30 protein-coding genes are annotated in these 25590 nt (G+C 72.5%); 19 read left to right on the top strand and 11 right to left on the bottom strand.

Annotated features, from left to right (window positions below):
- Nucleotides 1-62 precede the first annotated feature (62 nt).
- The 3 genes from AB0411_RS26235 (at nucleotide 63) to AB0411_RS26225 (ending at nucleotide 2185) form a co-directional block, all read left to right on the top strand.
- On the top strand, nucleotides 63-956 hold the full coding sequence (locus tag AB0411_RS26235; protein WP_366419731.1) for an AraC family transcriptional regulator: 894 nt from the start codon (nucleotides 63-65) through the stop codon (nucleotides 954-956).
- A gap of 90 nt (nucleotides 957-1046) precedes the next feature.
- Entirely contained in the window at nucleotides 1047-1880 is an 834-nt protein-coding gene (locus AB0411_RS26230; RefSeq protein ID WP_366419730.1) for an AzlC family ABC transporter permease, read from the top strand.
- Nucleotides 1877-2185, top strand: coding sequence for an AzlD domain-containing protein (locus AB0411_RS26225; protein ID WP_366419729.1), 309 nt, complete (start codon nucleotides 1877-1879; stop codon nucleotides 2183-2185). Before AB0411_RS26230 ends, AB0411_RS26225 begins: the two co-directional genes overlap by 4 nt.
- A 3-nt stretch (nucleotides 2186-2188) precedes the next feature.
- On the opposite strand, the gene AB0411_RS26220 is transcribed toward AB0411_RS26225, so the two are convergent.
- Both AB0411_RS26220 and AB0411_RS26215 read right to left on the bottom strand, forming a co-directional pair.
- Nucleotides 2189-3112 carry a hypothetical protein gene (locus tag AB0411_RS26220; protein ID WP_366419728.1) on the bottom strand — a complete coding sequence of 308 codons (924 nt, stop codon included), beginning with the start codon at nucleotides 3110-3112 and terminating at the stop codon, nucleotides 2189-2191.
- 218 nt (nucleotides 3113-3330) lie between these two features.
- A complete protein-coding gene (locus AB0411_RS26215; protein ID WP_366419727.1) occupies nucleotides 3331-3840 on the bottom strand; it encodes a MarR family winged helix-turn-helix transcriptional regulator in 510 nt (169 codons plus the stop codon).
- 80 nt (nucleotides 3841-3920) lie between these two features.
- On the opposite strand from AB0411_RS26215, the gene AB0411_RS26210 reads away from it, so the two are divergent.
- From AB0411_RS26210 to AB0411_RS26175, 8 genes are all read left to right on the top strand, one after another.
- On the top strand, nucleotides 3921-5087 hold the full coding sequence (locus tag AB0411_RS26210; protein WP_366419726.1) for a PP2C family protein-serine/threonine phosphatase: 1167 nt from the start codon (nucleotides 3921-3923) through the stop codon (nucleotides 5085-5087).
- A 309-nt stretch (nucleotides 5088-5396) separates the two neighbouring features.
- Nucleotides 5397-6275 carry an STAS domain-containing protein gene (locus AB0411_RS26205; RefSeq protein ID WP_366419725.1) on the top strand — a complete coding sequence of 293 codons (879 nt, stop codon included), beginning with the start codon at nucleotides 5397-5399 and terminating at the stop codon, nucleotides 6273-6275.
- Entirely contained in the window at nucleotides 6272-6685 is a 414-nt protein-coding gene (locus AB0411_RS26200; RefSeq protein ID WP_086716184.1) for an STAS domain-containing protein, read from the top strand. Before AB0411_RS26205 ends, AB0411_RS26200 begins: the two co-directional genes overlap by 4 nt.
- Nucleotides 6666-7139 carry an ATP-binding protein gene (locus AB0411_RS26195; protein WP_366419724.1) on the top strand — a complete coding sequence of 158 codons (474 nt, stop codon included), beginning with the start codon at nucleotides 6666-6668 and terminating at the stop codon, nucleotides 7137-7139. Before AB0411_RS26200 ends, AB0411_RS26195 begins: the two co-directional genes overlap by 20 nt.
- A complete protein-coding gene (locus AB0411_RS26190) occupies nucleotides 7124-8149 on the top strand; it encodes a SpoIIE family protein phosphatase (protein ID WP_366419723.1) in 1026 nt (341 codons plus the stop codon). Before AB0411_RS26195 ends, AB0411_RS26190 begins: the two co-directional genes overlap by 16 nt.
- Nucleotides 8146-9459: a PP2C family protein-serine/threonine phosphatase gene (locus AB0411_RS26185; RefSeq protein ID WP_366419722.1), complete on the top strand. Its 1314-nt coding sequence runs from the start codon at nucleotides 8146-8148 to the stop codon at nucleotides 9457-9459. Before AB0411_RS26190 ends, AB0411_RS26185 begins: the two co-directional genes overlap by 4 nt.
- A gap of 134 nt (nucleotides 9460-9593) precedes the next feature.
- Nucleotides 9594-10004, top strand: a complete 411-nt coding sequence (locus AB0411_RS26180; RefSeq protein WP_366419721.1) for an ATP-binding protein — start codon at nucleotides 9594-9596, stop codon at nucleotides 10002-10004.
- Between the two features lie 156 nt (nucleotides 10005-10160).
- Nucleotides 10161-10634 (top strand): MarR family winged helix-turn-helix transcriptional regulator, encoded by a 474-nt coding sequence (locus tag AB0411_RS26175; RefSeq protein ID WP_366419720.1) that lies wholly within the window; start codon nucleotides 10161-10163, stop codon nucleotides 10632-10634.
- Nucleotides 10635-10637: 3 nt separating this feature from the next.
- Here the strand turns inward: AB0411_RS26175 and AB0411_RS26170 are convergent, their stop codons facing one another.
- Nucleotides 10638-10988, bottom strand: coding sequence for an STAS domain-containing protein (locus AB0411_RS26170; protein WP_366419719.1), 351 nt, complete (start codon nucleotides 10986-10988; stop codon nucleotides 10638-10640).
- A 572-nt stretch (nucleotides 10989-11560) separates the two neighbouring features.
- Here AB0411_RS26170 and AB0411_RS26165 point away from each other — a divergent pair.
- From AB0411_RS26165 to recX, 8 genes are all read left to right on the top strand, one after another.
- Nucleotides 11561-12721, top strand: coding sequence for a PP2C family protein-serine/threonine phosphatase (locus tag AB0411_RS26165; protein WP_366419718.1), 1161 nt, complete (start codon nucleotides 11561-11563; stop codon nucleotides 12719-12721).
- 334 nt (nucleotides 12722-13055) lie between these two features.
- On the top strand, nucleotides 13056-13220 hold the full coding sequence (locus AB0411_RS26160) for a hypothetical protein (protein WP_366419717.1): 165 nt from the start codon (nucleotides 13056-13058) through the stop codon (nucleotides 13218-13220).
- Entirely contained in the window at nucleotides 13217-13483 is a 267-nt protein-coding gene (locus AB0411_RS26155; RefSeq protein ID WP_366419716.1) for a DUF4190 domain-containing protein, read from the top strand. The genes AB0411_RS26160 and AB0411_RS26155 overlap by 4 nt, the downstream gene beginning before the upstream one ends.
- A gap of 292 nt (nucleotides 13484-13775) precedes the next feature.
- Entirely contained in the window at nucleotides 13776-13946 is a 171-nt protein-coding gene (locus AB0411_RS26150; RefSeq protein WP_086716166.1) for a hydrophobic protein, read from the top strand.
- Nucleotides 13947-14411: 465 nt separating this feature from the next.
- Nucleotides 14412-14606, top strand: a complete 195-nt coding sequence (locus AB0411_RS26145; RefSeq protein ID WP_366419715.1) for a DUF3046 domain-containing protein — start codon at nucleotides 14412-14414, stop codon at nucleotides 14604-14606.
- Nucleotides 14607-14723: 117 nt separating this feature from the next.
- Nucleotides 14724-16010: an AI-2E family transporter gene (locus AB0411_RS26140; RefSeq protein ID WP_437043382.1), complete on the top strand. Its 1287-nt coding sequence runs from the start codon at nucleotides 14724-14726 to the stop codon at nucleotides 16008-16010.
- Between the two features lie 262 nt (nucleotides 16011-16272).
- Nucleotides 16273-17400 (top strand): recombinase RecA, encoded by a 1128-nt coding sequence (gene recA / locus AB0411_RS26135; RefSeq protein ID WP_366419714.1) that lies wholly within the window; start codon nucleotides 16273-16275, stop codon nucleotides 17398-17400.
- A 6-nt stretch (nucleotides 17401-17406) separates the two neighbouring features.
- Nucleotides 17407-18063, top strand: coding sequence for a recombination regulator RecX (gene recX, locus AB0411_RS26130; RefSeq protein WP_366419713.1), 657 nt, complete (start codon nucleotides 17407-17409; stop codon nucleotides 18061-18063).
- Nucleotides 18064-18291: 228 nt separating this feature from the next.
- Here the strand turns inward: recX and AB0411_RS26125 are convergent, their stop codons facing one another.
- The 8 genes from AB0411_RS26125 to AB0411_RS26090 form a co-directional block, all read right to left on the bottom strand.
- Nucleotides 18292-18669, bottom strand: a complete 378-nt coding sequence (locus tag AB0411_RS26125; protein ID WP_366419712.1) for a rhodanese-like domain-containing protein — start codon at nucleotides 18667-18669, stop codon at nucleotides 18292-18294.
- A complete protein-coding gene (locus AB0411_RS26120; protein WP_366419711.1) occupies nucleotides 18666-19208 on the bottom strand; it encodes a cysteine dioxygenase in 543 nt (180 codons plus the stop codon). Before AB0411_RS26120 ends, AB0411_RS26125 begins: the two co-directional genes overlap by 4 nt.
- Nucleotides 19209-19283: 75 nt before the next feature.
- Nucleotides 19284-19370 (bottom strand): putative leader peptide, encoded by an 87-nt coding sequence (locus tag AB0411_RS26115; RefSeq protein WP_311624691.1) that lies wholly within the window; start codon nucleotides 19368-19370, stop codon nucleotides 19284-19286.
- Nucleotides 19363-21474, bottom strand: a complete 2112-nt coding sequence (locus tag AB0411_RS26110; RefSeq protein WP_366419710.1) for an FAD-dependent monooxygenase — start codon at nucleotides 21472-21474, stop codon at nucleotides 19363-19365. The genes AB0411_RS26115 and AB0411_RS26110 overlap by 8 nt, the downstream gene beginning before the upstream one ends.
- A 463-nt stretch (nucleotides 21475-21937) precedes the next feature.
- Entirely contained in the window at nucleotides 21938-22873 is a 936-nt protein-coding gene (locus AB0411_RS26105; protein ID WP_366419709.1) for an amino acid ABC transporter permease, read from the bottom strand.
- Nucleotides 22874-22946: 73 nt separating this feature from the next.
- Nucleotides 22947-23594 (bottom strand): amino acid ABC transporter permease, encoded by a 648-nt coding sequence (locus AB0411_RS26100; protein ID WP_260635468.1) that lies wholly within the window; start codon nucleotides 23592-23594, stop codon nucleotides 22947-22949.
- Nucleotides 23595-23721: 127 nt separating this feature from the next.
- Nucleotides 23722-24630, bottom strand: a complete 909-nt coding sequence (locus AB0411_RS26095; RefSeq protein ID WP_366419708.1) for a glutamate ABC transporter substrate-binding protein — start codon at nucleotides 24628-24630, stop codon at nucleotides 23722-23724.
- A 56-nt stretch (nucleotides 24631-24686) separates the two neighbouring features.
- Entirely contained in the window at nucleotides 24687-25472 is a 786-nt protein-coding gene (locus AB0411_RS26090) for an amino acid ABC transporter ATP-binding protein (RefSeq protein ID WP_366419707.1), read from the bottom strand.
- Nucleotides 25473-25590 lie beyond the last annotated feature (118 nt).

Genomic DNA, 25590 nt, shown 5'->3' with positions numbered 1-25590 from the left:
CCCGGCCGTCCACGCTGCGGACGCGCGGGCCGGCGGCCGCCGGGCGCCCGCAGAATGGGCCCATGGTCACGATCGGGGCACAGCACGAGGGCGGCGGCGCGCCCGGGGCGGACGCCACGCCGCGGGCCCGCGGCGAGTGGGCGCGCCACTGGCGCTGCGCCGGGCTGCCCGGCCTCGACCTGCTGCGCGCCCGGTACGTCCGGCACTCCTTCCCCCGGCACGCCCACGAGGGCTATGTCGTCTGCGCGGTCACCTCCGGAGTGGAGGCGGTGGGACTCGGGAAGGGCACCGTCCGGGCCGGCCGGGGCGGCATCATCATGCTCAACCCCGAGGTGGTGCACACCGCGCGGGCGGGCGTGCCGGAGGGCTGGGCCTACGCCACGCTCTACCCCTCCTCCGAGGTCGTCGCCGAGATAGCCGCGGAGATCACGGGGCTGCGCGGCACCCCGGGATTCGGCGAGCAGGTGGCCGAGGACCCGCACCTCGGCCACCTGATCACCGAGGTCCACCGGGCCGCCGAGGCCGGTGACGCCCTCGCCGCCGACAGCCTGCTGCGGATCGTCGTCGCCCGGCTGCTGCGCCGCTACGGAGGCCCCCTCCCGGCGCGCACGCCCGTGAGCGCGGGGGCCCGGACCGCCGCCCGCGCCCGGGCCGTCCTGGAGGAGCGGATGGCCGACCCGCCGTCCCTGGAGCAACTGGCGCAGGAGCTCGGGACCAGCGCTTTCGCCCTGCTGCGCGCCTTCCGGAGCGCGTACGGCATGCCGCCGCACGCCTGGCTCACCGACGCCCGGGTACGCCGGGCCCGCCGGCTGCTGGAGGGGGGCGGCGCACCCGCCGAGGCGGCCGTCGCCGTCGGCTTCAGCGACCAGCCGCATCTGAACCGGCACTTCACCCGGATCGTGGGGGTGCCGCCCGGCGCGTACCGCAGGGAGCGCTCCGGCCAGGAGCCGGCATAGGCACATCCGGGACGTCCTGCGCGGCACCCGGGGCGGGCGGCGCAAGAACGTACAAGACCACCGGTGCCGCGGGCCCCTACCGTCCGAGGCGTGGCAGAACAGACAGAGATACGCACCGCCCCGCCGGCCGCCGCGCCGCCGACCCGGCCCGCGAAACCCGACTCCGCCGTCATCAGGGACGCGCTCGGCGTCGGCGTCGCCGTCGGCCTCTCCGGATTCGCCTTCGGCGTGACCTCGGCCGGCGCCGGGCTCGGCCTCCTGCAGACCTGCGCGCTGAGCCTGCTGGTGTTCACCGGCGCCTCCCAGTTCGCCCTGGTCGGGGCGCTGGCGGCGGGCGGCAACCCGTTCACCGCCGCGGCCGGTGCCTTCTTCCTGGGCGCCCGCAACGCCTTCTACGGGCTGCGGCTGTCCGCCGTCCTCGGCTACCGGGCACGGATCAGGCCCCTCGCCGCCCACTGGATCATCGACGAGACCTCCGCCGTCGCCCTGGCCCAGCCCGACCGGCGCACCGCCCGGCTGGGCTTCACCGTCACCGGGCTCACCCTCTACACCCTGTGGAACCTCACCACCCTCGTCGGTGCCCTGGGCGCCGGGGCGCTCGGCGACACCGACGCCTGGGGGCTGGACGCGGCCGCTCCCGCGGTCTTCGTGGCGCTGCTCGCGCCGATGCTCAAGGACGGTGTCGAGCGGGCCGCGGCCGGCCTCGCCGTGGTGCTGGTCATGGTCACGCTGCCGCTGCTGCCCACCGGCGTCCCCGTGCTGGTCTCCGCCCTCGCCGCCCCCGCCGTCCTCCTCGTACAGGGGCGGCGGGAGCGGGCGGGAGCGGCACGGCGCGGGGCCGGCCGGGCCGCTGCCGCCGCGCCGTCCGCGCCCCGGGACACGACCGCCGGACCCCGCGACGCCGCCGGGGAGGACCGGGCATGACCGTCTGGATCGCGATCGCCGTCACCGCCGCCGGCTGCTACCTGGTCAAGTACCTCGGCCTGTCGGCGCCCGCCGGCGTCCTGGAGCGCCCCCTCGTCAAGCGGCTGGCCGCGCTGCTGCCGGTCGCCCTGCTGGCCGCGCTCACCGCCCAGCAGACGTTCGGCGACGGCCCGCACCTGGTGCTCGACGCCAAGGCCGCCGGGGTGGCGGCCGCGGCCGTCGCGCTGGCGCTCCGGGCGCCGTTCCTGCTGGTCATCGGCGTCGCCGTGGCCGTCACCGCGGGGGTGCGGGCCCTGGGAGGGTGAGGCTCAGGTAAGGCGGCGCCCGTACGCCCGCAGGGCCAGCAGCGCCTTGAGCGTCACCATCGGGCGGCTCTCCAGCGCCGACCCCGGCGCCCACACCCGCCAGGTGACCGGCCAGCCGCCGTCCTCCTGCTGGAGCGCGGAGAGATGGTCCAGCGCCCGGTCCATCTCCTCGTCGGTGAACCAGTCGCGGGCCAGGGAACCGGGCGCGGGGGCGAAGTCGTACGCGAAGTGGTGCTCCCCGGGGGCGTACCCCTCCGCCACCGGGACGTCCGCGGCCCGCTCGGGGTCCAGCAGCACCAGCTGCTGCTCGCGCACCAGCCGGCCGAGCCGCCGCGCCGCCGCGGCTGCCCGCGGCCGGTCCGGGGCGCCGTCCAGGAAGGCCACCGCCGCCTCGACCTCGTAGGGATGGGTCCCGGTCAGCGACTCCACGGCCGCCCAGCAGTAGTCCGTGGCCCGGAACAGCCAGGCGTGCCAGACCTCGTTGCGGTGCAGCACGCCCACCACGGGCCCGGTGGCCAGCAGCGCGCTCGGCGGGTCGTCGGCCACCGGGATCCAGGGCGCGGCCGGATAGCCGCGCTGCGAGGGGTGCACCGCGGGCAGCGCCCCGTCGAGGGTGGAGATCTTCGTCAGGTAGCGGCAGATCCGCTCCACCTGACGGCCGTCGCAGCGCCCGATCAGGTCGAGGACCCGCAGGGCGTGGGCGGTGTGCAGCGGCTGGCTGACCGGGCCGCGGAGGTCGGGCTCCAGGGCGTGCCCGAAGCCGTCGTCGTCGTTGCGGTACGCGGCGAGCGCGGTCTCGACCGGGTCGGCCCCGCCGCCGAGGAAGTGGTAGGCGAAAAGCCGCTGTTCGAGCACCCGCGCGGTCAGCCAGACGAAGCGCTCGGCACGCGCCAGGGGGGTCGAAGGAAGACTTACGTTGTCGGCCATGGCCCGACCGTAGGGCGGAAATCCCCCCGCGGCACCGGCTCGCGCCCGCTGCCCTCCCAGGGCGGGATACTGAGGGCATGCGGTTGACGGATCTTGCGGCGGGGCACGCCGGCCCCGCGCCGGCGGCGGGCCGGGCGACGCACCGGGTGCCCGGCCGGCCGCGCGCGGGCCGGCGCCCGGTGGCGCGACGGCACGGCAGCGGCGGGGACGGGCCGGTGCTAGGCGCTGTCGGCGACGTCGCCGCCCGGGGAGGCGGCGCCCTCCTCGTCGGCGGCGAGCCGGGCGGATGCCGCGTGGAACGCCTCCAGGCCGGCCGCGAGGCGGGCGACGTCGGCGGGTTCCATGCGGTCGAGGGTGGCCGTGACCTCCCGGCTGCGCGCCGCGCGGTACTGCTCCAGCAGCACCCGGCCGCGCAGGCTCAGCCGGAGTTCGACCTCCCGCCGGCTGGTCGCGCTGGGGCCGCGCTCCGCCAGGCCCATGGCCTCCAGACGGTCGCAGAGCCTGCTGACCGCCGGCGGCCGCGAGCCGAGCGCCTCGGCCAGGGTGCGCAGATTCGTGCCCTCGCGGCGTTCGATCACCAGGAGAGCGCGCAGCTGGGAGAGCGAGACCTCCGCCGAGCGTGCCGCTTCCTGTCCGCGTCCCCACAGCACCTCGAGCAACTCGGAAGTCGCGAGGGCCGCCGCGCTCGCGCGCTCGTGGGAATGGGGCCGACCGGTGAAACGGGACACACGAACACTCTGTCACCCTGTGCGTGCCCTTGTCAGACCGACCCTGCCCTTGAGCCCGGACGAAGGGTGTCCGCCACACCATGAACCAACGCCTCGAAGTGGAGACAGCTCTGCGTGCCGCGGCACCGCACGAGCTGGTCGGCACCCTGCGCGACGCCCTCACCACCGCCTACGGCGCCCGTGCGGTGCGCCTGTTCCTGACGGACTACGGCGGGACGGTGCTCCGATCCTGCGACTCCGAGGAGAGCGGCGCGCAGTCGCTGCCCGTCTCCGGCAGTCCGGAGGGGCGGGCCCTGGGGAGCCAGGAGCCCCGCGAGCAGCAGGTGCCGCGCGGGGACGAGACCGACCACCACCTCCCGGTGACGGTGCGCGGCGACCGGATCGGGATCCTGACGGTCAGGCTCCCGGACGACCGCGGCGCACCGGAGGTCCTCGACGAACTCCGGTACGTGGCGGACCTCCTCGGCCGGGAGATCCTCGTCGCCGAGCGCGACACGGACCTCTACCAGCGGGCGCGCCGGGCCAGCCGCCTCACCCTGGCCGCCGAGATGCAGTGGCAGCTGCTGCCGGCCCGGGCGTACACCGAGGCGAGGTTCGCGCTCGGGGCCCAGCTGGAGCCCGCCTACGCCGTGCACGGCGACAATTTCGACTGGACCTCGGACGCGGACCAGCTGCTGCTCACCGTCACCAACGGCATGGGCGAGGGCATCGAGGCCTCGCTGCTGACCCACCTCGCGGTGAACGCCCTGCGCAACGCCCGCCGGGCGGGGGTGGACCTGGCGGACCAGGCGGCGCTGGCCGACCAGGCCGTCTACGACCACTACCGGGGCGCGTCCCATGTCTCGACGCTGCTGCTGCGCATCGAGCGCGCGACGGGACGGGCGCAGGTCATCGACGCGGGCTCGCCGCAGCTGTGGCGGATGCGCGGGAAGTCGATCGAGCGGGTGGCGCTCGACGCCCAGCTGCCCCTGGGCATGTTCGAGGAGTCGCATTACGTGCCGCAGGAGTTCGCGGTCGCCCCCGGCGACCGGCTGATCTTCGTGAGCGACGGGGTGTACGAGACGCTGTCGCCGCTGGGGGAGCGGTATGCCGAGCGGGCGCTGGCCCGGGCGATCCACGCCACGAGTCTGCTGCCGGCGGCGATGGTGCCGCGTGCCATGCTGCGTGACGTGGCCGAATACCGTGATGCGGAGTCCTTGGATGATGCTTTGGTGCTCTGTCTTGACTGGTTCGGCGACGATCAGTGATGTCCGTGGACCATTGTGGTGCCCTCCGCCCGGCGGGTGCCGACGGTGGCGGACCGGCCCGTCGCCGGTCGTCCCGGGATACTCGGTGGCCGGGGCGGTGAAGGGCGCCGAACGCACGAATCCGGCTGCCGGGCGGTGCTCGGCCGCCGGCGGGTGATGCGCGGGGCCGCGGGTACCGGGCCTTGATCGTGCTCGCTAACATTTGCCGGGCGACAACTGTTAACGGTGTGCGGACCGGCCCGGCCGCAACCGCAGGGCGGACCCGCCCGACGCAGTCATCCGGGCCGGACGAACCGAAAGGACGATGAGTTGGGATCCGCAGAAGTTGCCGCACGCGAGCGCGTCACGAACGTGCTGCGTGAAGAAGCCGACGAGATCTCGGACCGCTGGGTGAAGTTGCAGCTGGCGCAGCCGGGGATGGACGGAGAGGTGACCGAGGCCGAGCTGGGCGAGGAGGCCGACGGGCTGCTCAGCGCCCTGCTCTCCGGCCTGGACCGCGGTCTGCCGGTGGAACACGTGGTCAGCTCCCACGAGGAGATCCACCAGGCGGTCTCCGAGATCTCCCTGCGGCGTGCCCGCCGAGGCGTCTCGCCCACCGCGACCTCGCTCGCCGTGCTGTCGCTGAAGGAGGCCCTGCTCAAGGCCGTCCAGCGGCACACCCGCGACGGCGAGGACCTCTTCCACAGCGCGGTGCTGATCAACCGGCTGCTGGACAGCGCCGGCGCCCTGTCCTTCGAGATCTTCGTGGAGGGCCGGGAGGAGATCATCCGCCGGCAGAGCCAGCAGCTGCTGGAGGTCTCCACCCCGGTCGTCAGGCTGTGGCGCCAGGTCCTGGCCGTCCCGCTGATCGGCACCCTCGACACCGCGCGCACCCAGGTGGTGATGGAGAACGTGCTCCAGGCCATCCAGGAGCACGAGGCGCTGGTCGCCATCATCGACATCACCGGTGTGCCCACCGTCGACACGGCCGTCGCCCAGCACCTGATGCACACCGTCAACGCGGTGCGTCTCATGGGCGCCGACTGCATCATCAGCGGGATCCGGCCGCCGATCGCCCAGACGATCGCCCAGCTCGGCATCGACCTGTCGACCATCATGACCCGGGCCACCCTGGCCGACGCCCTCGGAGAGGCCGTGAAGCTCACCGACGCGGCGCCCTCGCAGGCCGCACCCCTGGCGCAGCGGTGAACGTCCCCGCCTCGGCCGGTGTGCCGATCCTGCGACTGGGCGACGTGCTGGTCACCGGGCTCCTCAACGAGCTCGACGACAAGTCGGCGGTGGCCTTCACCGAGGAACTCACCGCCCGCATCACCAGCGACCGGGCACGCGGTGTCCTCATCGACATCTCCCGGCTGGAAATCGTCGATTCCTTCGTGGCCCGTACTTTGATGGAGCTGACCACCATGGCGCGGCTGCTGGGTGCCCGGGTGATCGTCGCCGGGATGCGGCCGCCGGTCGCCATCACCCTGGTCGAGCTGGGGCTGCAGCTGACCGGGGTGGAGACGGCGCTCAACGCCGAGCAGGGCATGGCCGCGCTGGGCTGGCACCAGAGCCTGCAGCCTTCCGGAGGGGTGCTGCGTGAGTTCCGCACGGAGTAGCGACCACGCGTCGGGCCTCGGCACGGTCGTCCGAGACGTCGCCGAGGCGGAGGGCAGTACATCGGTGCACCAGGTGCGGACCGAGGAAGACCTGCTGACCGTCCGTCACGCCGTGCGGGCGGCCACTGTACGGGCCGGCTTCAGCATCGTCGACCAGACGCGGGTGGTCACCGCGGCCAGTGAACTGGCACGCAACGCCTACATCCACGGCGGAGGGGGCACGGTGACCATCGACCACCTCATGGCACGCGGCACCGCCGGGCTCCGGCTGACGATCACCGACGACGGACCCGGCATCGCGGACATCGGCGCCGCGCTGGCCGACGGCTTCACCACCGGCGCCGGCCTCGGCCACGGCCTGGGCGGCGCCCGGCGGCTGATGAACGACTTCGACGTCCGCTCCGCGCCCGGGCAGGGCACGACGGTGATCGCCACGCGATGGGCGAGTCGTTGACGCTCCCCCGCAACCGGCCGACGGCGCACGTCGCGGTGGACCACTACAGCGCCGTACACCTGGCCGCCGAAACAGCCCGGTCGGTCGCCGGGCAGTGTGGTCTGCCGGGTGCGCTGCCCGACCGGGCCGCGGTCATCGCCTCGGAGCTGGCCAGCAATCTGGCCAATCACGCGACCAACGGCGCGCTGTTCATCCAGGCCCTGCCGCTGGGCGGCGGCATGGAGATCCTCGCCGCCGACCACGGGCCCGGCATCGGCGAGCTGCAGCAGTGCCTCGCGGACGGCTACACCACCAACAACACCCTCGGTGCCGGCCTGGGAGCCGTGAAGCGGATAGCCACCACCCTCACCATCCGCACCCGGCCCGGGGCCGGGACCCTCGTCTGCGCCCGCCTCACCGCGCCCGACGAGAAGGCCGCGGCCGACCAGGAGGTGGGCGCCCTCTGCGTCCCGGCGGACCGCGAACAGGACAGCGGCGACGCCTGCGCCGTCGTCGACCACGGCCCCGTGCGCACCGCACTCGTCGTGGACGGCCTCGGCCACGGCCCGCAGGCCGCCGAGGCCGCCCAGGTGGCCCTGCGGTCCTTCCACCGCGGCCCCGACAGCCCCCTGCCGGAGCTCCTCTCGGGTCTCCACCGGGCGCTGCGGCGCACCCGCGGGGCGGCCGTCGGCCTGCTGCGGCTGCACTCCGGGCAGGCGGAGTACTGCGGGGTCGGCAACGTCCGCGTGGTGACGCTGACGCCGCTCGACCTGGGCCACCGCCTGAGCGGTCAGCCGGGCATCGCCGGGCTGAACATGACGCCGCCGCATGTGCGCACCTTCCCCGTACCGCCCGGCGGCACGGTGCTGCTCCACTCCGACGGCATCGACCACCGCTGGGCCCAGGCGCCCTCGGCCTTCGTGCACCGCCTGCCCCCGCCACTGCTCGTGGCGTCCCTCGTCCACAGTCACCGCCTGCCCCGCGACGATGCGACCGTGCTCGCCGCCCGTCCCCGCCAGAGACTTCCGTGAACCCCCACACCTTCCATGACCTGCCGGCCCTCCGCCGCGCCGTACGGCGGATCTGCGAGGCGCACCGGCTTCCCTCCCGCACCGGGGGGCGCCTGGTGCTCTCCGTGGCCGAGGTGGCCGGCGCAGCCCTGAGCGCCGGCGGCCCGGTCCGCCTGGAGGCCGCCGAGCAGGCCGCTCCGGGCGGCAGCACGCTGCTGGCCGTCACCCTGCACGCCGGACCGACGCCGGCGCCGCCGAGCCCGGCCCACCTCCCGCTGCCGGGCCGGGCCACGTCCGACGGCGTGGTCGCCTGGCACCTGCCGCTCGGCGCGGCGCCGGAGGCCGCGCCGCCCGCTCCCGCCCCGCGCGGCGCGGTGCCCCTCCAGGGACGTGCGCGCGAGACGGAGACCGCGGAGGTGTACGAGGCACAGCTCGCGGCGCTCGAAGGCGACCTCGCCGCCGCGCTCTCCCGGGTGGACACCCTCACCATGGAGCTGCACCGCCTCAAGGACGAACTCGCCGAGACCAACAGCGGGGTGCTCGCCCTCTACGTCCAGCTGGAGGAGCGGGACGAACAGCTGCGACGGGCCCACGGCCAGATCCTGCGCGAGCTGGAGGACGCCCTGCGTCCCTCGCCGATCACCGTCGACGGCCTGGAGTTCGCCGTCCACTACGAGCCCGCCGACACCGACGCCCCCACGGGCGGCGACTTCTACGACTGGCTCTGCCTTCCCGACGGCACCGTGCACATCACCGTCGTCGACGCCCTGGGACATGGTGTGCGCAGCACCCGCAGCGCGCTCAACGTCACCCACGCCGTGCGCACCCTGGCGCTGGAGGGTCACCCGCTCGAATCCATCGTCGCCCACACCCATGACATCCTCGCCCCGTTCGACCCGGAGATCATGGCGACGGTGCTGCTCGCCCGTATCCACCCCGAAACCGGCGCACTGCGCCTGGCCAACGGCAGCCATCCGCCGGCCCTGCTGCTGCGGGCCGACGGAACCTCCGAGTACCTGGAGGTCCGCGGCCGGGGCATCGGGTTCCCGCTGCCGGGCAGCGAGGCCGTGCGGGAGGCCACGCTCCACGAGGGCGACCTGCTGATGCTCTACACCGACGGCCTGACCGAGAGCCGGCGCGACCCCATCGAGGGCGAGGCGCGGCTGGTCAAGAGCGCCCGGGCCCACGCCCGCCGGCCGGTCGGCGAAATCCCCGGTGCCGTCGCGGAGGACATGCACACCGTCATCCTGCACTCGGACGACACCCTGGCCCTCGCCGTCCGCCGGGCCCGGCGGGACGCCCCGGGGGCGGGCACGCATGCCGGGGGATGACCGGCCCGGGGGCCGGACACGCCAACTGTCCCGTTCCGCCGGGGTTCTGTTGGGTACACGCCTCACGAACACCTGATGACGCTTGCCGCACACCAGCCGAACGAGGAGTTCCACTCACCGGGGTGAAAAAGCCTATGCACCACTCGCTTGCGACGGACGACCCCTCATACCAGCCGGCGCAGGGCGCCTGCCAGCCGGGAACGGCGGCGGACGCCCGGGACTTCGCCCGGAGTTTCGCCGACCTGCTCCACCCGGCACCGGCCGCCCGGACCACCCAGAACCTGCTCCTGCTGGTCTCCGAACTCGTCACCAACGCGCTGCGGCACGCCGGTGCCGTCACCGCGCTGCGCCTGACCGCGGACCACGAGAGCATCCAGGTCCAGGTCGAGGACCCCAGTCCCGCCCGGCCGGAGGGGCGCAGCCCCGACCTGACCGGCCGCGGGGGCGGCTTCGGGTGGCCCATGGTGTGCACCCTCGCCCGCGAGGTCACCATCCGGCCCCGCCCCGGCGGCGGCAAGATCGTGCATGCCGCCCTTGCGCGCTGAAGGGCCGCCCGGCACACGGCCGTTGACGTGCGTGTCGCCGTGTGGCCGGGGGAGAAGCGGGCAGGGCACAGGGGAGCGCGCGCATGCGGATGCCGCCCGGCCATGCCCGCAGGGTGCGCCACAGCCGTCGTCGGACCGCGGGAACGGGATGCGTCCATGCAACGCCACAGCGCCGAAGGGCCGGCGGACACACTGCGCGAGGCGGCGGAACAACTGGCCGCCGCCGGCGAGGCGATCGCCGCCCTGATGCGGGACGCGGCCGCACCGGTGGAACCACGGCTCACCCCGCACGGCCTGAAGGTGCTGGCCGTGGTCTCGGCCCGCCCGGGGCGGAACCTCACCAGCGTCGCCGCCGCCGCGGGCCTCGGTCTGCCGCGCGCCAGCCGGGTGTGCGCCGCATTGGAGTCCGCCGGTCTGCTGCTCCGCCGCCCGACGGCCGCCGACCGCCGCGCGATCGGGCTGCAACTGAGCCCGGAGGGCCGCGCGTTCCTGGACCGCTTCCGCCGGACCCGGGTGGACCGGATGGCCGCGGTGCTGCGCCGGATGCCGGCCGACCAGCGGGGCGCGCTGGTGGCGGCGCTGGGCGAACTGGTCCTCGCGGTCGCCGCCATGGGGGCCGAGCGGAGCTGAAGCTCAGGCGTCGAGAGCCGCTTCGACCGCCCGGTACAGCGGCAGCACCGTGTCGAGACCGGTGAGCGCGAAGAGCCGCTCCAGAACGGCGGAGGGTGCCGCGAGACGCAGGGCGGGGCCCAGGGCGTCGTACGCCCGGATCAGGACGTTGATCGTGCTGGAGTCCGCGAAGGTGACGGCCGACAGGTCGACGACGACCTGCTCGGCGCCGTCCTGCGCCACCCGCTGGAGTGCCTCGTCGAGCGGCGCGACGCTGTCCAGGTCGAGCGGTCCCGTCACGGAGAGGATCACCGCCCCGCGGTCCTGTCGTGTGTCGATACGTATGGGCCGGCCGCCATGGGGCTGGGACAGCACGATGAACCTCGCTGTAGGGGTGACGCGTCGTGAGGGGACAGGTCCTCGGGGTACGGCACCACCAAGGATAGAAGCGATAGTTGCCGTTTGACAACATTCACCGTAAGGCAACAATCTGTTCTCGACACCTGGCAAGACGGCCGCGCCCGGCGCGGCCGGGGAACGAGAAGCGGCCTGAGACCCGCTACGCGCTGTCAGACACACGAGCGTGGCCGCCGACGACGAGTGGGCCGTCACCCTCATCAGCAAGAGGGGGAGGACGCCGGCGAGTGGAACGCTTCGCATCCCGCCGCACGGTGTGCGACGGCCGCCGTCTCCCCGCGCGCGACGTCTTCGTGGTGCCCGGTCAGCCCGAGGGCCCGCAGTTGTGACGGCAAGACCTCCGCCCGGCGGGACCTCTTCCGGCCCCGCCCCGCAGCGCCCCGGCGGCCCGGAGCGCGGGCGGCCGCACTCGCGCGCCCGCGGGAAGGCGGCGAGCCAGTGGAAGGGGGCACCCGGCCACTCTGTCATCCGGCGCGGACCCCGTCGGCCCCGCCTTTGCGTCGTCCGTGGACGAAGAATCCTGAGAGACCGTGACTCAACGCTGTGATGTAGAACGAGCGCTGCGGGCGTCGGCCCCGCATGCTCTGGTGGACACGCTCCGTGAGGTGCTCACCGCATCGTACGGAGCGCTCTCCGTGCAACTGCTGCTCGCCGACTACGGGGCGACGGCGCTCACCCCCTTCGACGCGCTGGGCACGCCCGGCGCCGCGGTCCCGGTGGCGAACAGCGCCGAGGGCAGGGCCTTCGGGAGCCAGGAGCCCCGCCGGCAGGTCCGGCAGGGCGACGTGGTCGAACACCACCTGCCGGTGTCGGTCCGCGGCGAGCGCACCGGCATCCTCACCGTGCGGCTGCCCGTCGAACGGTCCGTTCCGCACACGGTCGACGCCCTCGTCCACGCGGCCGATCTGCTCGGCCACGAACTCCTGGTGGCCGAGCGCGACACCGACGTCTACCAGCGGGCACGGCGCATCAGCCGGCTCACCCTCGCCGCCGAGATGCAGTGGCAGCTCCTGCCGGCCCGGGCCTGTACCGCCGCCGAATACGCCATCGGCGCCCAACTGGAGCCGGCCTACGCCATCCACGGCGACAACTACGACTGGGCCTCGGACGCCGACGAGCTGACCCTCGCCGTCACCGACGGCATGGGCACCGGCGTCAACGCCGCCCTGCTCACCCACCTCGCCGTCAACGCCCTGCGCAACGCCCGCCGGGCCGGCATCGGCCTCGAGGACCAGGCGGCCCTGGCCGACCAGGCGCTCTACGCCCAGTACCGCGGCACCGCGCACGTCTCCAGCCTGCTGCTGCGGTTCGATCTCGCGACCGGCCGGGTGCAGGCCGTGGACGCGGGCTCGCCGCAGTTGTGGCGGATGCGGGGCAGGACGGTCGAGCTGATCGACCTCGATCCCCAGATGCCGCTGGGCATGTTCGAGGAGACCCACTACGTGGCGAAGGAGTTCGAGGTGCTGCCCGGGGACCGGCTCCTCATCGTCAGCGACGGGGTGTACGCGGCGGTCTCGCCACAGGGGGAGGGGTACGCACAGCGCGCCCTGGCCCGGGCCCTGCACGCCAGCATGCTCCTGCCGGCCGCCACCGTGCCGCGCGCCGTGCTCCGTGACCTGGCCGAATTCCGTGCCGCGGAACCCCTGGACGACTCCCTGGTGTTGTGCGTCGACTGGTTCGGCAAGCCGTAGGGGACACCTGGCATCAGGTTGCTGCCACCTGGTTCCTGCCACCTGGTTCGGCCGGGTTCGGTCCCCTCGGCCCGGCCGGCCGCCCACCCCGGGGCTCCCTTCCGGCTCCTGGCCGGGCAGCGCCCCGATCCGCCGCAGTGTCTCGGGGGGCGATGTCCCGGATGGGCTCGGCCATCGCCGGACCGATCCCCTCGTGCACGAGCGGGGACCGGTGAGTCGGGTTCGTCGGGCGTCCTGCCGGGGTACGCGGGCCCAAGCGGCACCGCAAAGACGCAGTGGGAGCCCACGACGGCTCGCCGCCTCCTTGCCGTCCCACGTATGGGAAAGGTGCATCATGCTCTTCCTGGTCGTAGCGCTGTTCCTCTTCGGTGTCCTGATGGGAACCGCAGGCCACGTCCCCGTACCCGTCACCGTCGTCGCCGGCCTCGCCATCCTGGCCTGGCTGGCGGTCTTCTTCACCAAGGAACGCCGTAAGGCGGCGAAGGGAGGCGGCCGATGACCTCCACCCGGATACCGCTCAGGACCGGACCGCACCCCCAGGCCGACCGCATGGCCGTCGCCGCATTCGTCTGCGGACTGCTGGGCGTCCTGGTGTTCAACATCCTCCTCGGCCCCTGCGCCCTGCTTCTCGGCGCCGCGGCCCTCTACCGGGGCACCGTCCGCCGCCTGCGCGCGTGTCTGGGCCTGGCGTTCGGCGCCCTCGACATCGCGCTGGTCGTGGTGCTGTCGTCCCAGACCGGGACGCTGAGCTGGCACGTGTAGCGGGCGAACGGGCCCGGGGCGCCCAGGGATCGGGTCCGGTTTCGGGCCCGGGCCCGGGTTGCTCCGGGCCGGTTCGCTCTCCTTCCGCTCCACCACCCGCATTCCGCAAGGGAATTGAGCGTGCGTCGGATACTGCGGGAAAGGGTGGTCCGGGCAGTGCAGAGGGGCACGGTCATGGGTCTTGCCGCGGACGGGCCGGTCCTGATGCCCCGGAAACCGCGTAAGAAACACGTAAATTCAAAAGGTTGACCGGAATTCCGCGGGGCACACGATGCCTCGGAGGTTGATAAATATGGTTCCCCTTCTTCTCGTACTCCTTCTCGCACTGCTTCTCTTCGGCGCCGGGTTCGCCTTGAAGGCCCTGTGGATCGTGGCGGTCATCGTGCTCGCCGTGTGGCTGCTGGGATTCGTGCTGCGCTCGGCGGGCGCCGGCGGCAAGCGGGGCCGGTGGTATCGCTGGTGAATTTACGCACGACACCCTCATCACGCGGGTGGGGACCGGACACCGATGTCCGGTCCCCACCCGCGTGTGAGCGGTCCTTCCACGGGGGCGACGGCCGGGCCGGCACCCGGAAAGGCGGTATCCGGGGCAACGGAAATCTCCGGGAATTGGGGGACCGTTCTTCGGGGCCTCATTCTTCAGGCCCGGAGATCGCCCCGTAGATTTCCGTACTCCGGCCGCTCCGACTGCTCCCCTTTCCCCCTTTTCTGCTTCGTCCCCGGGATGCCCGCCCCGGCATGCCGCCCCGGGCCTTACTCTCCTTACCCTGCGTCCCTCCCCCTGCGTCATGGGCGAGGGGCGCACCGGCTCGCGCCACCAGGGATGCTTGATTCCACAGGGAGGCGCGCTCCTCGGCACCGCCCTTCGGGGCGCACGGGGCGTACGGGCAGGGAACATGCAGGTCAGAGCGGGTACGGAGTGGAACTCATGCGGTTGACGATCTTCTGGCAGCGGATGGCGGACCACTTCGGTGCGGCGTATGCCGACTCCTTCGCGCGCGATCATGTGATGGCGGACCTCGGCGGCCGGACCGTGCACGAGGCGCTGGACGCGGGATGGAGCGCCAAAGAGGTGTGGCGGGTGGTCTGCTCGGTGATGGACGTACCGCAGGAAAAGCGCTGAGCGGGACCGCGACCAAGGCTCTGACCTGGGAGGAAGCGGACGCGACGGCCGGGTGTCGGGGGCTGCGCGCACGGGGCCGGGCCCGGGATGTCGTCGTCGTGCGCGACACTTGGCTCCGTGCCCGAGTCAGATGAGATCACCAGCAACGACGTGCCACGCTCCGAGGACCGGCCCGGCCTGCCCGAGGGGCGGCGCGAGGACCGGTCCGCGTACCGGTCCGACGCGCGGATGCCGCGCTGGCTGCCGCGTGCCATGGTGCTCGCGCTCGCCCTGGTGGCCTGTTTCCAGCTCGCCACCTGGGGATTCCACCAGCTGATCACCCTGCTGCTGAATGTGCTGATCGCCTTCTTCCTCGCCCTGGCCATCGAACCGGCCGTCGACTGGATGGCGGCCCGGGGCATGCGGCGCGGGCTGGCCACGGGCCTGGTCTTCGTGAGCATCCTGGTCGCCGCGGTGGGATTCTTCACCCTCCTGGGCTCCATGCTCGCCGGCCAGATCGCCAACATGGTGGAGGAGTTCCCGCAGTATCTGGACTCCGTCATCAGCTGGATCAACAGCACCCTGCACACCCACCTCTCGCGGGTCGAGGTGCAGAACAACCTTCTGAAGTCCGACTGGCTGCAGAAGTACGTCCAGGACAGCGCCAACAACGTCCTGGCCGTCTCCGCGACGGTGCTGGGCAGCCTGTTCAACCTGCTGACGGTGGCCCTGTTCTCCTTCTACTTCGCCGCCGACGGCCCCCGGCTGCGCCGCGCCCTGTGCTCCGTGCTCCCGCCGCACCGCCAGGCGGAGGTGCTGCGCGCCTGGGAGATCGCCGTCGCCAAGACCGGCGGCTACCTCTACTCCCGCGGCCTGATGGCGCTGATCTCCGGCCTCGCGCACTACGTCCTGCTGCAGATCCTGGAAGTGCCCTACGCCCCGGCACTGGCCATGTGGGTGGGCCTGGTCTCCCAGTTCATCCCGACCATAGGCACCTACCTCGCGGGCGCCCTGCCCATCCTGATCGCGTTCACCGTCGACCCCTGGTACGCCCTGTGGGTCTTCGGTTTCGTCGTGATCTACCAGCAGTTCGAGAACTACCTCCTGCAGCCGCGGATCACCGCCAAGACGGTGGACATCCACCCCGCCGTCGCCTTCGGCTCGGTCGTCGCCGGCACGGCCCTGATGGGCGCGGTGGGCGCACTGATCGCGATCCCGGCCACGGCGACGCTGCAGGCGTTCCTCGGCGCGTACGTCAAGCGGTACGAGGTCACCGACGACCTGCGGGTCCGCGGCAGGCGGCAGCGCGGGGCAAGGGTGCTGGCCCGCGTCCGCCGGACCTTGCACGACGAGCAGCCCTCGGCCCCGTTGGAGGACCGCAAGACGGCCGGCGGCGTCCCGGAGGACGGCGAGAGCGTCCGCTGACCCGGCAGGTGCAGGGCCACGGAGCGCGGTGCACCACTGCTCGTGAGGGGCCCGCCCGACGGCCCGGCGGCGACCCGCCGCCGACGCGCGGTACCGCTTGACACCAAAATCGAACATCCATTCTTATGGGAGATCCGACCTGTGTCCTCGGGCTTTTCGCGAAGTTATCCACAGGTCGGAGCCGGGTCCGGGCGCATTGTCAGTGGCAGGCGTTAGCGTCATGGACGTGAAGCGATCGACTCAAGCAAATCGGGTGGAACCCATGGCAGGCACCGACCGCGAGAAGGCGCTGGACGCCGCGCTCGCACAGATTGAACGGCAATTCGGCAAGGGCGCCGTGATGCGCATGGGGGAGCGGTCGAGGGAGCCCATCGAGGTCATCCCGACCGGCTCCACCGCCCTCGACGTCGCGCTCGGCGTCGGCGGCCTCCCCCGCGGCCGCGTCATCGAGGTCTACGGACCGGAGTCCTCCGGTAAGACGACCCTGACCCTGCACGCCGTCGCGAACGCCCAGAAGGCCGGCGGCTCCGTCGCGTTCATCGACGCCGAGCACGCCCTCGACCCCGAGTACGCCAAGAAGCTCGGTGTGGACACCGACTCCCTGATCCTGTCCCAGCCGGACAACGGCGAGCAGGCCCTGGAGATCACGGACATGCTGGTCCGCTCCGGCGCGCTCGACCTCATCGTGATCGACTCCGTCGCCGCCCTGGTGCCGCGGGCCGAGATCGAGGGCGAGATGGGCGACTCCCACGTCGGCCTCCAGGCCCGGCTGATGAGCCAGGCACTGCGCAAGATCACCAGCGCGCTCAACCAGTCCAAGACCACCGCGATCTTCATCAACCAGCTCCGCGAGAAGATCGGCGTGATGTTCGGCTCGCCGGAGACCACGACCGGTGGCCGTGCGCTGAAGTTCTACGCCTCGGTGCGCCTCGACATCCGCCGCATCGAGACCCTCAAGGACGGCACGGACGCGGTCGGCAACCGCACCCGCGTCAAGGTCGTCAAGAACAAGGTCTCCCCGCCCTTCAAGCAGGCCGAGTTCGACATCCTCTACGGCCAGGGCATCAGCCGTGAGGGCGGCCTGATCGACATGGGCGTCGAGCACGGCTTCATCCGCAAGTCCGGCGCCTGGTACACCTACGAGGGCGACCAGCTCGGCCAGGGCAAGGAGAACGCCCGCAACTTCCTCAAGGACAACCCGGATCTCGCCAACGAGGTCGAGAAGAAGATCAAGGAAAAGCTCGGTATCGGCGTGAAGCCGCAGGACCCGGCGGCGGAGCCCGGCGCGGACGCCGCGGTGGCGGCCGGCGAACCGGCTGTCGCGGCTCCGGCTCCGGCACCGGCAGCCAAGGGCGCCAAGGGCTCCAAGGCCGCCGCGGCCAAGAGCTAGCCCGCCATGACGCGGCGAACGGAATGGCCGGGCAGCGAGGACGACCTCAGCAGCGCTGCCGGCGACGCCGAGCCCCGTCACGGTCGCAGGGGCCGTCATGGCCGGGAGGACAGCGGTGGCCCCGACACGTCGAGGGCCGAGTCGGGACCACCGCGTACGCCCGAGGAGCAGGCACGGGCCATCTGCCTGCGCCTGCTCACCGGGAGCCCGCGTACGCGCAAGCAGCTCGGGGACGCCCTGCACCGGCGGGGCATCCCCGAGGAAGTCGCGGAGGAGGTGCTCTCCCGCTTCGAGGACGTCGGACTGATCGATGACGCGGCCTTCGCCGACGCCTGGGTGGAGTCCCGCCACCACGGGCGCGGCCTGGCCCGCCGCGCGCTGGCCCGTGAACTGCGCACCAAGGGTGTGGACTCTGCCCTCATCGATGTGGCCGTCGGCCGCCTCGACTCCGAACAGGAGGAGTCCACCGCCCGCGAACTGGTCGACCGCAAACTGCGCTCCACCCGAGGCCTGGACCGCGAAAAGCGTCTGCGCCGCCTGGCCGGAATGCTGGCCCGCAAGGGGTACCCGGAGGGCCTGGCCCTCAGGGTCGTCAAACGAGCCCTGGAGGAGGAAGGCGAGGACCCGGAACTCCTGGAGCAGCACTACCTGCCGGACACGTGAGGCGTCCGGCACCACGACACGGCAGCTCACACGGGCACTGCGGCGACGGATGCGGACCCTGCCGCAGCGGATCGTCTTCGCCACGGCGCCGGAGCCGGGCGGGATGGGACGGTGGGGCCTGCGTGCCGGGGGCGGGCCGGTCGTCCGCCGCAGCCACGCGCGGTATGAGGACGGGGCGGGGGAGAGACGGTGGAGTTCTGCCGACCCCCAGCCCCCTGCCGTGTCCCCTCACACCACCGGCAACCCCGCGCTGCGCCACGCCTGGAAGCCGCCCTCCAGGTCGGTTGCGCGGTGCAGGCCCAGTTCGCGTAGGGAGAGCGCCGCGAGGGTCGATGCGTAGCCCTCGTTGCAGACGACGACTACCGGCAGGGCGTGATGGGTCGCTTCCGGGGCGCGGTGCTCGCCGGTCGGGTCGAGCCGCCACTCCAGCTCGTTGCGTTCCACGACCAGCGCGCCGGGGATGAGGCCGTCGCGCTCCCTCAGCTCGGCGTAGCGGATGTCCACCAGCAGCCCGCCGGCCTCCTGGAGGGCGGCGGCCTCCCGGGGGTCCGCCCGGTGCCCCAGCTCGCGCCGGGCCCGGGCCAGCAGTTCGTCGACCGCGCTCATGCCCACTCCTCCGGCTGCTCGACCGCTTCGAGCCGCAGTACCGGACCGTTGCGGCTGTAGCGGCGCATCAACGGCAGCGGCGGGTAGTAGGCGTGCACCGACACCGCATGGGTCTCCGCGGAGAGGTTGAGCACCTGGTGCACATGGTGCGGGCCGAACGCCCGGCCGCGGCCGTCGCTGAGTTTGCGCTGACGGTCCACGTCGTCGGCGAGCTCCAGCGTTTTCCAGCCCTCGGTGGGGAGTTGAGCGGTGAGCGACTGTTCCGTCAGCTCGCCCGAGGCCGTGGCGAAGGCGCCGTGCGAGCCGCCGTGGTCGTGCCAGCCGGTGCCGGTGCCGGGCGGCCAGCCGATGAGCCATGCCTCGCTGCCGCCCGGCCCGTTCAGCCGGATCCAGGTACGGCCTTCGGGGTCGAGCGGGAGCGACGCGATGAGTGCGGGGTCCGCGGCGATGCGGCGGACGAAGTCGAGAAGTGCGGAGGCACTGGGCCCACCGTCCTGGTCGGCGGCAGCAGGGCGCTCAGGGGTACGTACGTCGGGCACGGGAACCGTCCTGGGTGATCGCGAAGAGGCGCGGCTGCCGGAGAAGGGCAGGCCGCGCGGGGAAGGAAATGCGGATCAACAGGACGGACGACACATGCAGCCCGCGTAGCGGAGCAGGTCGAGATGGACCCTCCGCCAGAATCGCGAGCTGTGATCAGTCATCCTCGGAGTGAAACATGGACGTTCGCACAGGGTCAACCGCAAAGGGCCGGTCTTCCTTGATCCCGGCCTCCCCGGATCCGCCCTCCCTGGGTCCGGCTTCTCCGGGCCGCCCTTCCCTGGGTCCCGCTTCCCCGGGCCCGCCTTCCCCGGACCCGACCCCTTCGGACCTGCCGGCCGCCCCGGCTCCGTCCACTCCAGCTCCGCCCGTGCCGGGGCCGCCCGCCCCGGGGCCGCCCGCGCCGGCGCCACCCGCACCGGCCCCCTCGTCCCGGGCCCTCACGGTGCTCCCGGCCTCCACGGTGCTCCCGGCCCCCATGGAACCCCCGACACCCTCGGCCCGCCGGCCCCGCCCCGCCGTCGCCTCCTGCCCGTACTCCTTGCCGTACTCGGCGCCGTGTCCGCTGCCGTACTCGCTCTCGCTGTCGTACTCCTGACCGTGCGCCCTGCCCCGTACCGCGTCCGCGCAGGCGGCCATCTCGGCCGGGCGGACACCGGACAGCGCGGTGACCAGATGGCCGTCCGGCCGTACGAGCAGCACGGAGTGGGCGGCCGCGCCGGGATAGGCCTCGGTGACCAGGATCTCGGCGGCCATCGGCAGCGCCTCGACCGCGTCGGACAGCCGGGGCATCAGACCCGCCGACTGCCAGTGCCGCCGGTCCCAGACGCCGGTGCCGGGTGCCACCAGCACTGCCAGGAGGCCCTTGCCGAGCCGGTCGTGCAGCCGGACGACCGAGCCGTCGGAGGCGGTCACCGGCACATCCGTGACGGCCGCGCCGGGCAGCGTCTCGACGGCGGGACCCCCGGTGACGGGCGGCGCGAGGGGAGTGCGGGCGTACACCGGCGGCGCGCCCAGCGGGCCGCGGCCCAGGTGGCCGTCCGTCAGCAGGGTGCTGCGGCCGCGTACCGCGCCCGGGAGCACGGTCCGCCAGCGGGCCGAACGGCCGTCGCGCAGCAGCGGAAGTGCCTGGTCCGCGGCGCGCAGCCGGGCCGCGACCGCGCCGCGGCGCTCGGCCTGGTAGCTGTCGAGCAGGACCTCGGAGGCGCCGTGGTGCCAGGCCAGCCCCAGTTTCCAGGCGAGGTTCTCGGCGTCCCGCAGCCCCTCGTCCAGGCCCTGGGTGCCGAGTGCGCCCAGCAGGTGGGCGGCGTCCCCGGCGAGGAAGGCGCGGCCCTGCCGCCAGCGCCGGGCCAGCCGGTGGTGGACGGTGTGCACGCCGGTGTCGAGGAGGTCGTACGGCGGGACGAGCCGGGCGTGGCCGCGTCCCCGTGCGGGCGCTCCGCCGCCGTCCGGGCCGCTCTCGCCGGCCGTGTCCGCCGGGGATTCGGTGGTCCAGCCGGCGAGCGAGTCGCGGATCCGGGCGACCAGGGCGTCCGGTGTGACCAGTTCGCGCCCCGGGGGCAGCAGCCAGTCCAGCCGCCAGACGCCGTCGGCCAGCGGACGGGCGGAGACCTCGTTGCCCGGTCCGCCGCCGTGCCGGGGCGGTGAGCGGTGCAGCAGTGCCTCGCCGGGCCAGGGGAGCTCGCAGCGCAGCGCGGCCACCGCGTGCCGTTCGACGGCCGTACGGCCGGGGAAGCGGATGTCCAGCAGCTTGCGGACCGTCGAGCGCGGACCGTCGCAGCCGATGAGGTAACTCCCGCGCCACCACGTCGCGTTGGGCCCGCGGGTCTGGGCGCTGACGCCGTGCTCGTCCTGTTCGAGGGCGGCGAGCCGGCTGCCGGTGACGACCTCGGCGAGTTTCTCGTGGGCGAGTGCGGCGCGCAGGGCGCGGGTGAGCGCGTGCTGCGGGAGATGGACGGGGGACACGGCGGCGGGGGCGGCCGCGCCGTCCGTGGTCTGCGGGGCGAAGGCGACGCGTTCCACCAGGCGCCGGCGGCGCATCGTGCGCCACGCCGTCCAGCGCGTGCCGGCGCTCTCCAGGGTGTCGGCGCAGCCGAGCCGCCCGACGAAGGCGGCGGTGTCCTGGCGGAGCACGGCGGTGCGGGCGGGCCGGGTGTCCTCCTGGCCGGTGCTCTCGTCGAGGACGATGCAGGGCACGCCGAGACGGGTCAGGGCGAGCGAGAGGGAGAGACCGACCGGGCCGGCCCCGACGACGATCACCGGGTCCACGGCGCAGCTCCCCCGGGCCGCTGCGTACGGGACAGGCGGGAACTGGCAGTTGGAGCCCGGTGCGTGATCACACAGCGTATGCAACCCACTGCGACCGCTCGCGTCAAGTGACGGAGGCGGTGGCAACGATGCCACCCCCTCCGGACGGTCTCATCTCGGCCGCGGAACGGCTGCCGGGCCGTCAGGCGTGCGCGGGGGCGCGGGGACAGGCGCTCGTCCCGGGCGCTCGCCGACGGGTCCGGGGCCGCGTCGGCGTCCTCCCCCGCACGGCCGCCGGCCCGGACCGGGAAACTTCGCGCGCCGCGCCGGCCCGCAACGAGGAGCGGCAGAGGCAAGCCCCCGCACACGTCGGACGACAAGCCCGCTGCCGGCCCCGGACGACAAGTCCCCGCACACGCCGGACGGCGACGGCGCCAAAGGCACCGCCGCCGTCCGGGACGAGGGGTTCCACCGCGCCGCCCCGTCAGTTCTCCTTCTGCCCCGGCGCGGTGGGGACGGCGTCGCCGACCTCCAGGGCGTCGGTGGCGGTCACCGGCTCGGCGGCGGCGGAGACGCCGATGCCGGTCTTGGTCCGGCGGCCGCGCCGCTCGATCCAGTTGGCGAGGGCGGACAGGGCCAGGCACATCGCGACGTAGATGGTGCCGGTGACGATCAGCACCGGGACGTAGGTGTCGTCACCGTCGACGATGATGTTGGTGCTGATCGAACGGGCGTTGTAGAGCAGCTCCTCGTACAGGATGATGTAGCCGAGGGACGTGTCCTTCAGGGTCACCACGAGCTGGCTGATGATGGTCGGCAGCATCGCGCGGACGGCCTGCGGGATCAGCACCGTCGACATGACCTGCGTCTTGCTCATGCCCAGTGCGTAGGCGGCCTCGCTCTGGCCCTTGGGCACGGAGTTGACGCCGGCCCGCAGCACCTCGGCCTGCACCGAGCCGTTGTAGACCGTCAGCCCGAGGACCAGTGCCCAGAACTGCGCCTCGTTGCCGGAGAAGCCGAGGTCCTCCCGGTTGCTGAGGATGATCACCCACAGCGCGTAGACGGTGATCAGCAGGGGGACGGCGCGGAAGAACTCGATGAAGCCGGTGGCCACCCAGCGGACCGGCTTGTGGTCCGAGAGCCGGGCCACCGCGAGCACCACGCCCAGCACCAGCGACAGCACCGCGGCGATCGCGAAGACCTGCAGAGTGGCGAGCACGCCGTCGCGGATGCTGGTGCGCACCCCCGCGTAGTTGAAGATGTCCCACTTCGCGGCGTCGAACTGGCCCTTGGCGTCCAGCCGCAGCACGATGAAGGCGAGCAACGCCAGCAGCGCGACGGAACCGAAGACCATGTAGACGCGGTTGCGCACCTTGGCCCTCGGCCCCGGTACGTCGTAGAGAACGCTGGCCCCGCTCATGCCTTTACCTCACTTCGTTCCGCCGCGCCCGTGCGTGGCGCCCTCGTCATGCCGTTCCGCCTGTCGTGCCCGGTCATCGGCCCACTCCCAGCCGGCGCTCCAGCAGCCGGAACAGGCCGCTGATGGAGAAGGTGATGACGAGGTAGGCGAGGGCGACCCAGAGGAAGATCCAGGCGATGGCGTAGCCCTCGTCGCTGAGGAGCTTGGCGACGCCGAACATCTCGCCGACGCTGAAGGCGCCCGCGATCGCGGAGTTCTTCGTCATGGCGATGAAGATGCTGCTCAGCGGCGACAGGACGGTGCGGGTCGCCTGCGGGAGCACGATCAGGCGCAGCGTCTGCGAGAAGGTCATGCCGATCGAGCGGGCGGCCTCGGCCTGCCCCAGCGGCACGGTGTTGATGCCGGAGCGCACCGCCTCGCACACGAACGCCGAGGTGTAGAAGCCGAGTGCCAGCGTGGCCAGCACGAACGGGCTCGCCCCCGGCACCAGGACCTGCGGTACGACGAACACCGCGACGAGGAAGAGCAGGGTCAGCGGCGTGTTGCGCAGCAGCGTCACCCAGGCCGTCCCGAAGGCCCGCAGCGGCGGTATCGGAGAGACCCGGAAGCTGGCTATGAGTACGCCGAGTACCAGAGCCAGCAGCGCACTGGCCCCAGTGATCGCCAGGGTTCCGAGGAACCCGTCACGGAACTCGGGCAGATGATCGAGGAGTACGTTCATGGGGTCTCCGCAGTTGCGGTCAGGTCGACGGCGGGAAGAGGGACGCGGGGCGGGGGAAGACAGCGCGCCCCGCACACCCGGCCACGGCGGGCGTGCGGGGCGGCGCAGTCATGAGGCTGCCGGCGCCTCAGTAGCGCGGCAGCGGCGTCTGCGGGGCGACGAACTTCGAGCCCGACTTGCCGAGCGTGCCTTCGTACGCCTTCTGGTAGTCGCCGTTCTTGATGTGCTTCTCCAGGGCGGTGGTGATCGCGTCACGCAGCGCCTTGTCGTCCTTGTCCATGCCGACGCCGTAGGGCTCCTTGGTGAAGGGCTTGCCGACGACCCGGAGCTTCTCCGGGCGCTGGGCGGCGTAGCCCTTGAGGATCGCGTCGTCGGTGGTGACCGCGTCGACCTGGCCGTCGAGCAGGGACTTCACGCAGTCCGAGTACTTCGACATCTCGTTGGTCTTGGCGCCGTACTTCGGCTTCTTGATCTCCTGCAGGGGAGTCGAGCCGACGATGGAGCAGACCTTCTTGCCCTTGAGCGAGTCCGGGCCGGTGATGCCCTTCTCGTCCTTGCGCACGAGGAGGTCCGCGCCGGCCGTGTAGTACGGGCCCGCGAAGCCGACCTGCTTCTTGCGCTCGTCGTTGATCGTGTACGTACCGACGTAGTAGTCGACCTGGCCGTGCGAGATGGTGGTCTCACGGACGTTGGAGTCGACCGTCTGGAAGCTGATCTGCTTCGTGGAGAAGCCCAGGTCGGCCGCGACCATCTTGGCGATCTCGATGTCGAAGCCGGAGTACTTGCCGGTGGCCGGGTCCTTGAAGCCCAGGAACGGCTGGTCCGCCTTGACGCCGACGACGATCTTCTTGGCCTTCTGCGCCTTCTTCAGCACCGCCGAGTCGATCTTCGGGGTCGAGACCTTGTAGGTGCCGCTGAAGACGTCACCGCCGGCCGGCTTGTCGCCCGCCGTGCCCTTCTCGCCGCCGCACGCCGTCGCCGTGGCCGCGAGCGCGAGCACCACTGCACCGGCCGCAGCCGTCTTACGCATCCTCATGGTGAACATCCTTTGGTTCAACAAGTGTTGGCAATGATGGTGGCCCGACTACGGCCTCAGTGATGGAGGATCTTCGACAGGAAGTCCTTGGCGCGGTCGCTGCGCGGGTTGTTGAAGAACTGGTTCGGCTCGGCCTCTTCGACGATGCGGCCGTCCGCCATGAAGACGACCCGGTTCGCCGCGGAGCGCGCGAAGCCCATCTCATGGGTGACCACGATCATCGTCATGCCGTCCCGGGCGAGCTGCTGCATCACGTCCAGCACCTCGTTGATCATTTCCGGGTCCAGCGCGGACGTCGGCTCGTCGAACAGCATCACCTTCGGGTCCATCGCCAGCGCACGGGCGATCGCCACCCGCTGCTGCTGACCACCGGAGAGCTGTGCGGGGTACTTGTCCGCCTGGGTGCCGACGCCGACCCGGTCGAGCAGCGCACGGGCCTTCTCCGTGGCGGCGGCCTTGTCCGTCTTGCGGACCTTGGTCTGCCCCAGCATCACGTTCTCGAGCACCGTCTTGTGCGCGAACAGGTTGAACGACTGGAAGACCATGCCCACGTCGGCGCGCAGCCGGGCCAGCTCCCGTCCCTCCTGCGGCAACGGCTTCCCGTCGATGGTGATGCTGCCGGTGTCTATGGTCTCCAGGCGGTTGATCGTGCGGCAGAGCGTCGACTTGCCGGAGCCCGAAGGCCCGATCACGACGACGACTTCGCCGCGGTGGATCGTCAGGTCGATGTCCTGGAGCACGTGCAGCGCGCCGAAGTGCTTGTTCACGTTGTCCAGCACGACCAGCTGGTCCCCAGTCGCCGCGGGACCCTCGGCGTTCTTGGTCACCGATACTTCGCTCATCGGCGTGTAGCTCCGTCCTCCTCGGTTGGGAGGACCCTAGTAACGCCCTGAGAGCAGCGTCATCAGTTCTGAGGGGAACTTGAGGATAACGATCCGGCCGCAAACGGACACTCTGCGT

Source organism: Streptomyces angustmyceticus (assembly GCF_040701845.1).
Taxonomy (GTDB): domain Bacteria; phylum Actinomycetota; class Actinomycetes; order Streptomycetales; family Streptomycetaceae; genus Streptomyces; species Streptomyces angustmyceticus_A.
This window is presented reverse-complemented; position numbering and strand designations above follow the sequence as displayed.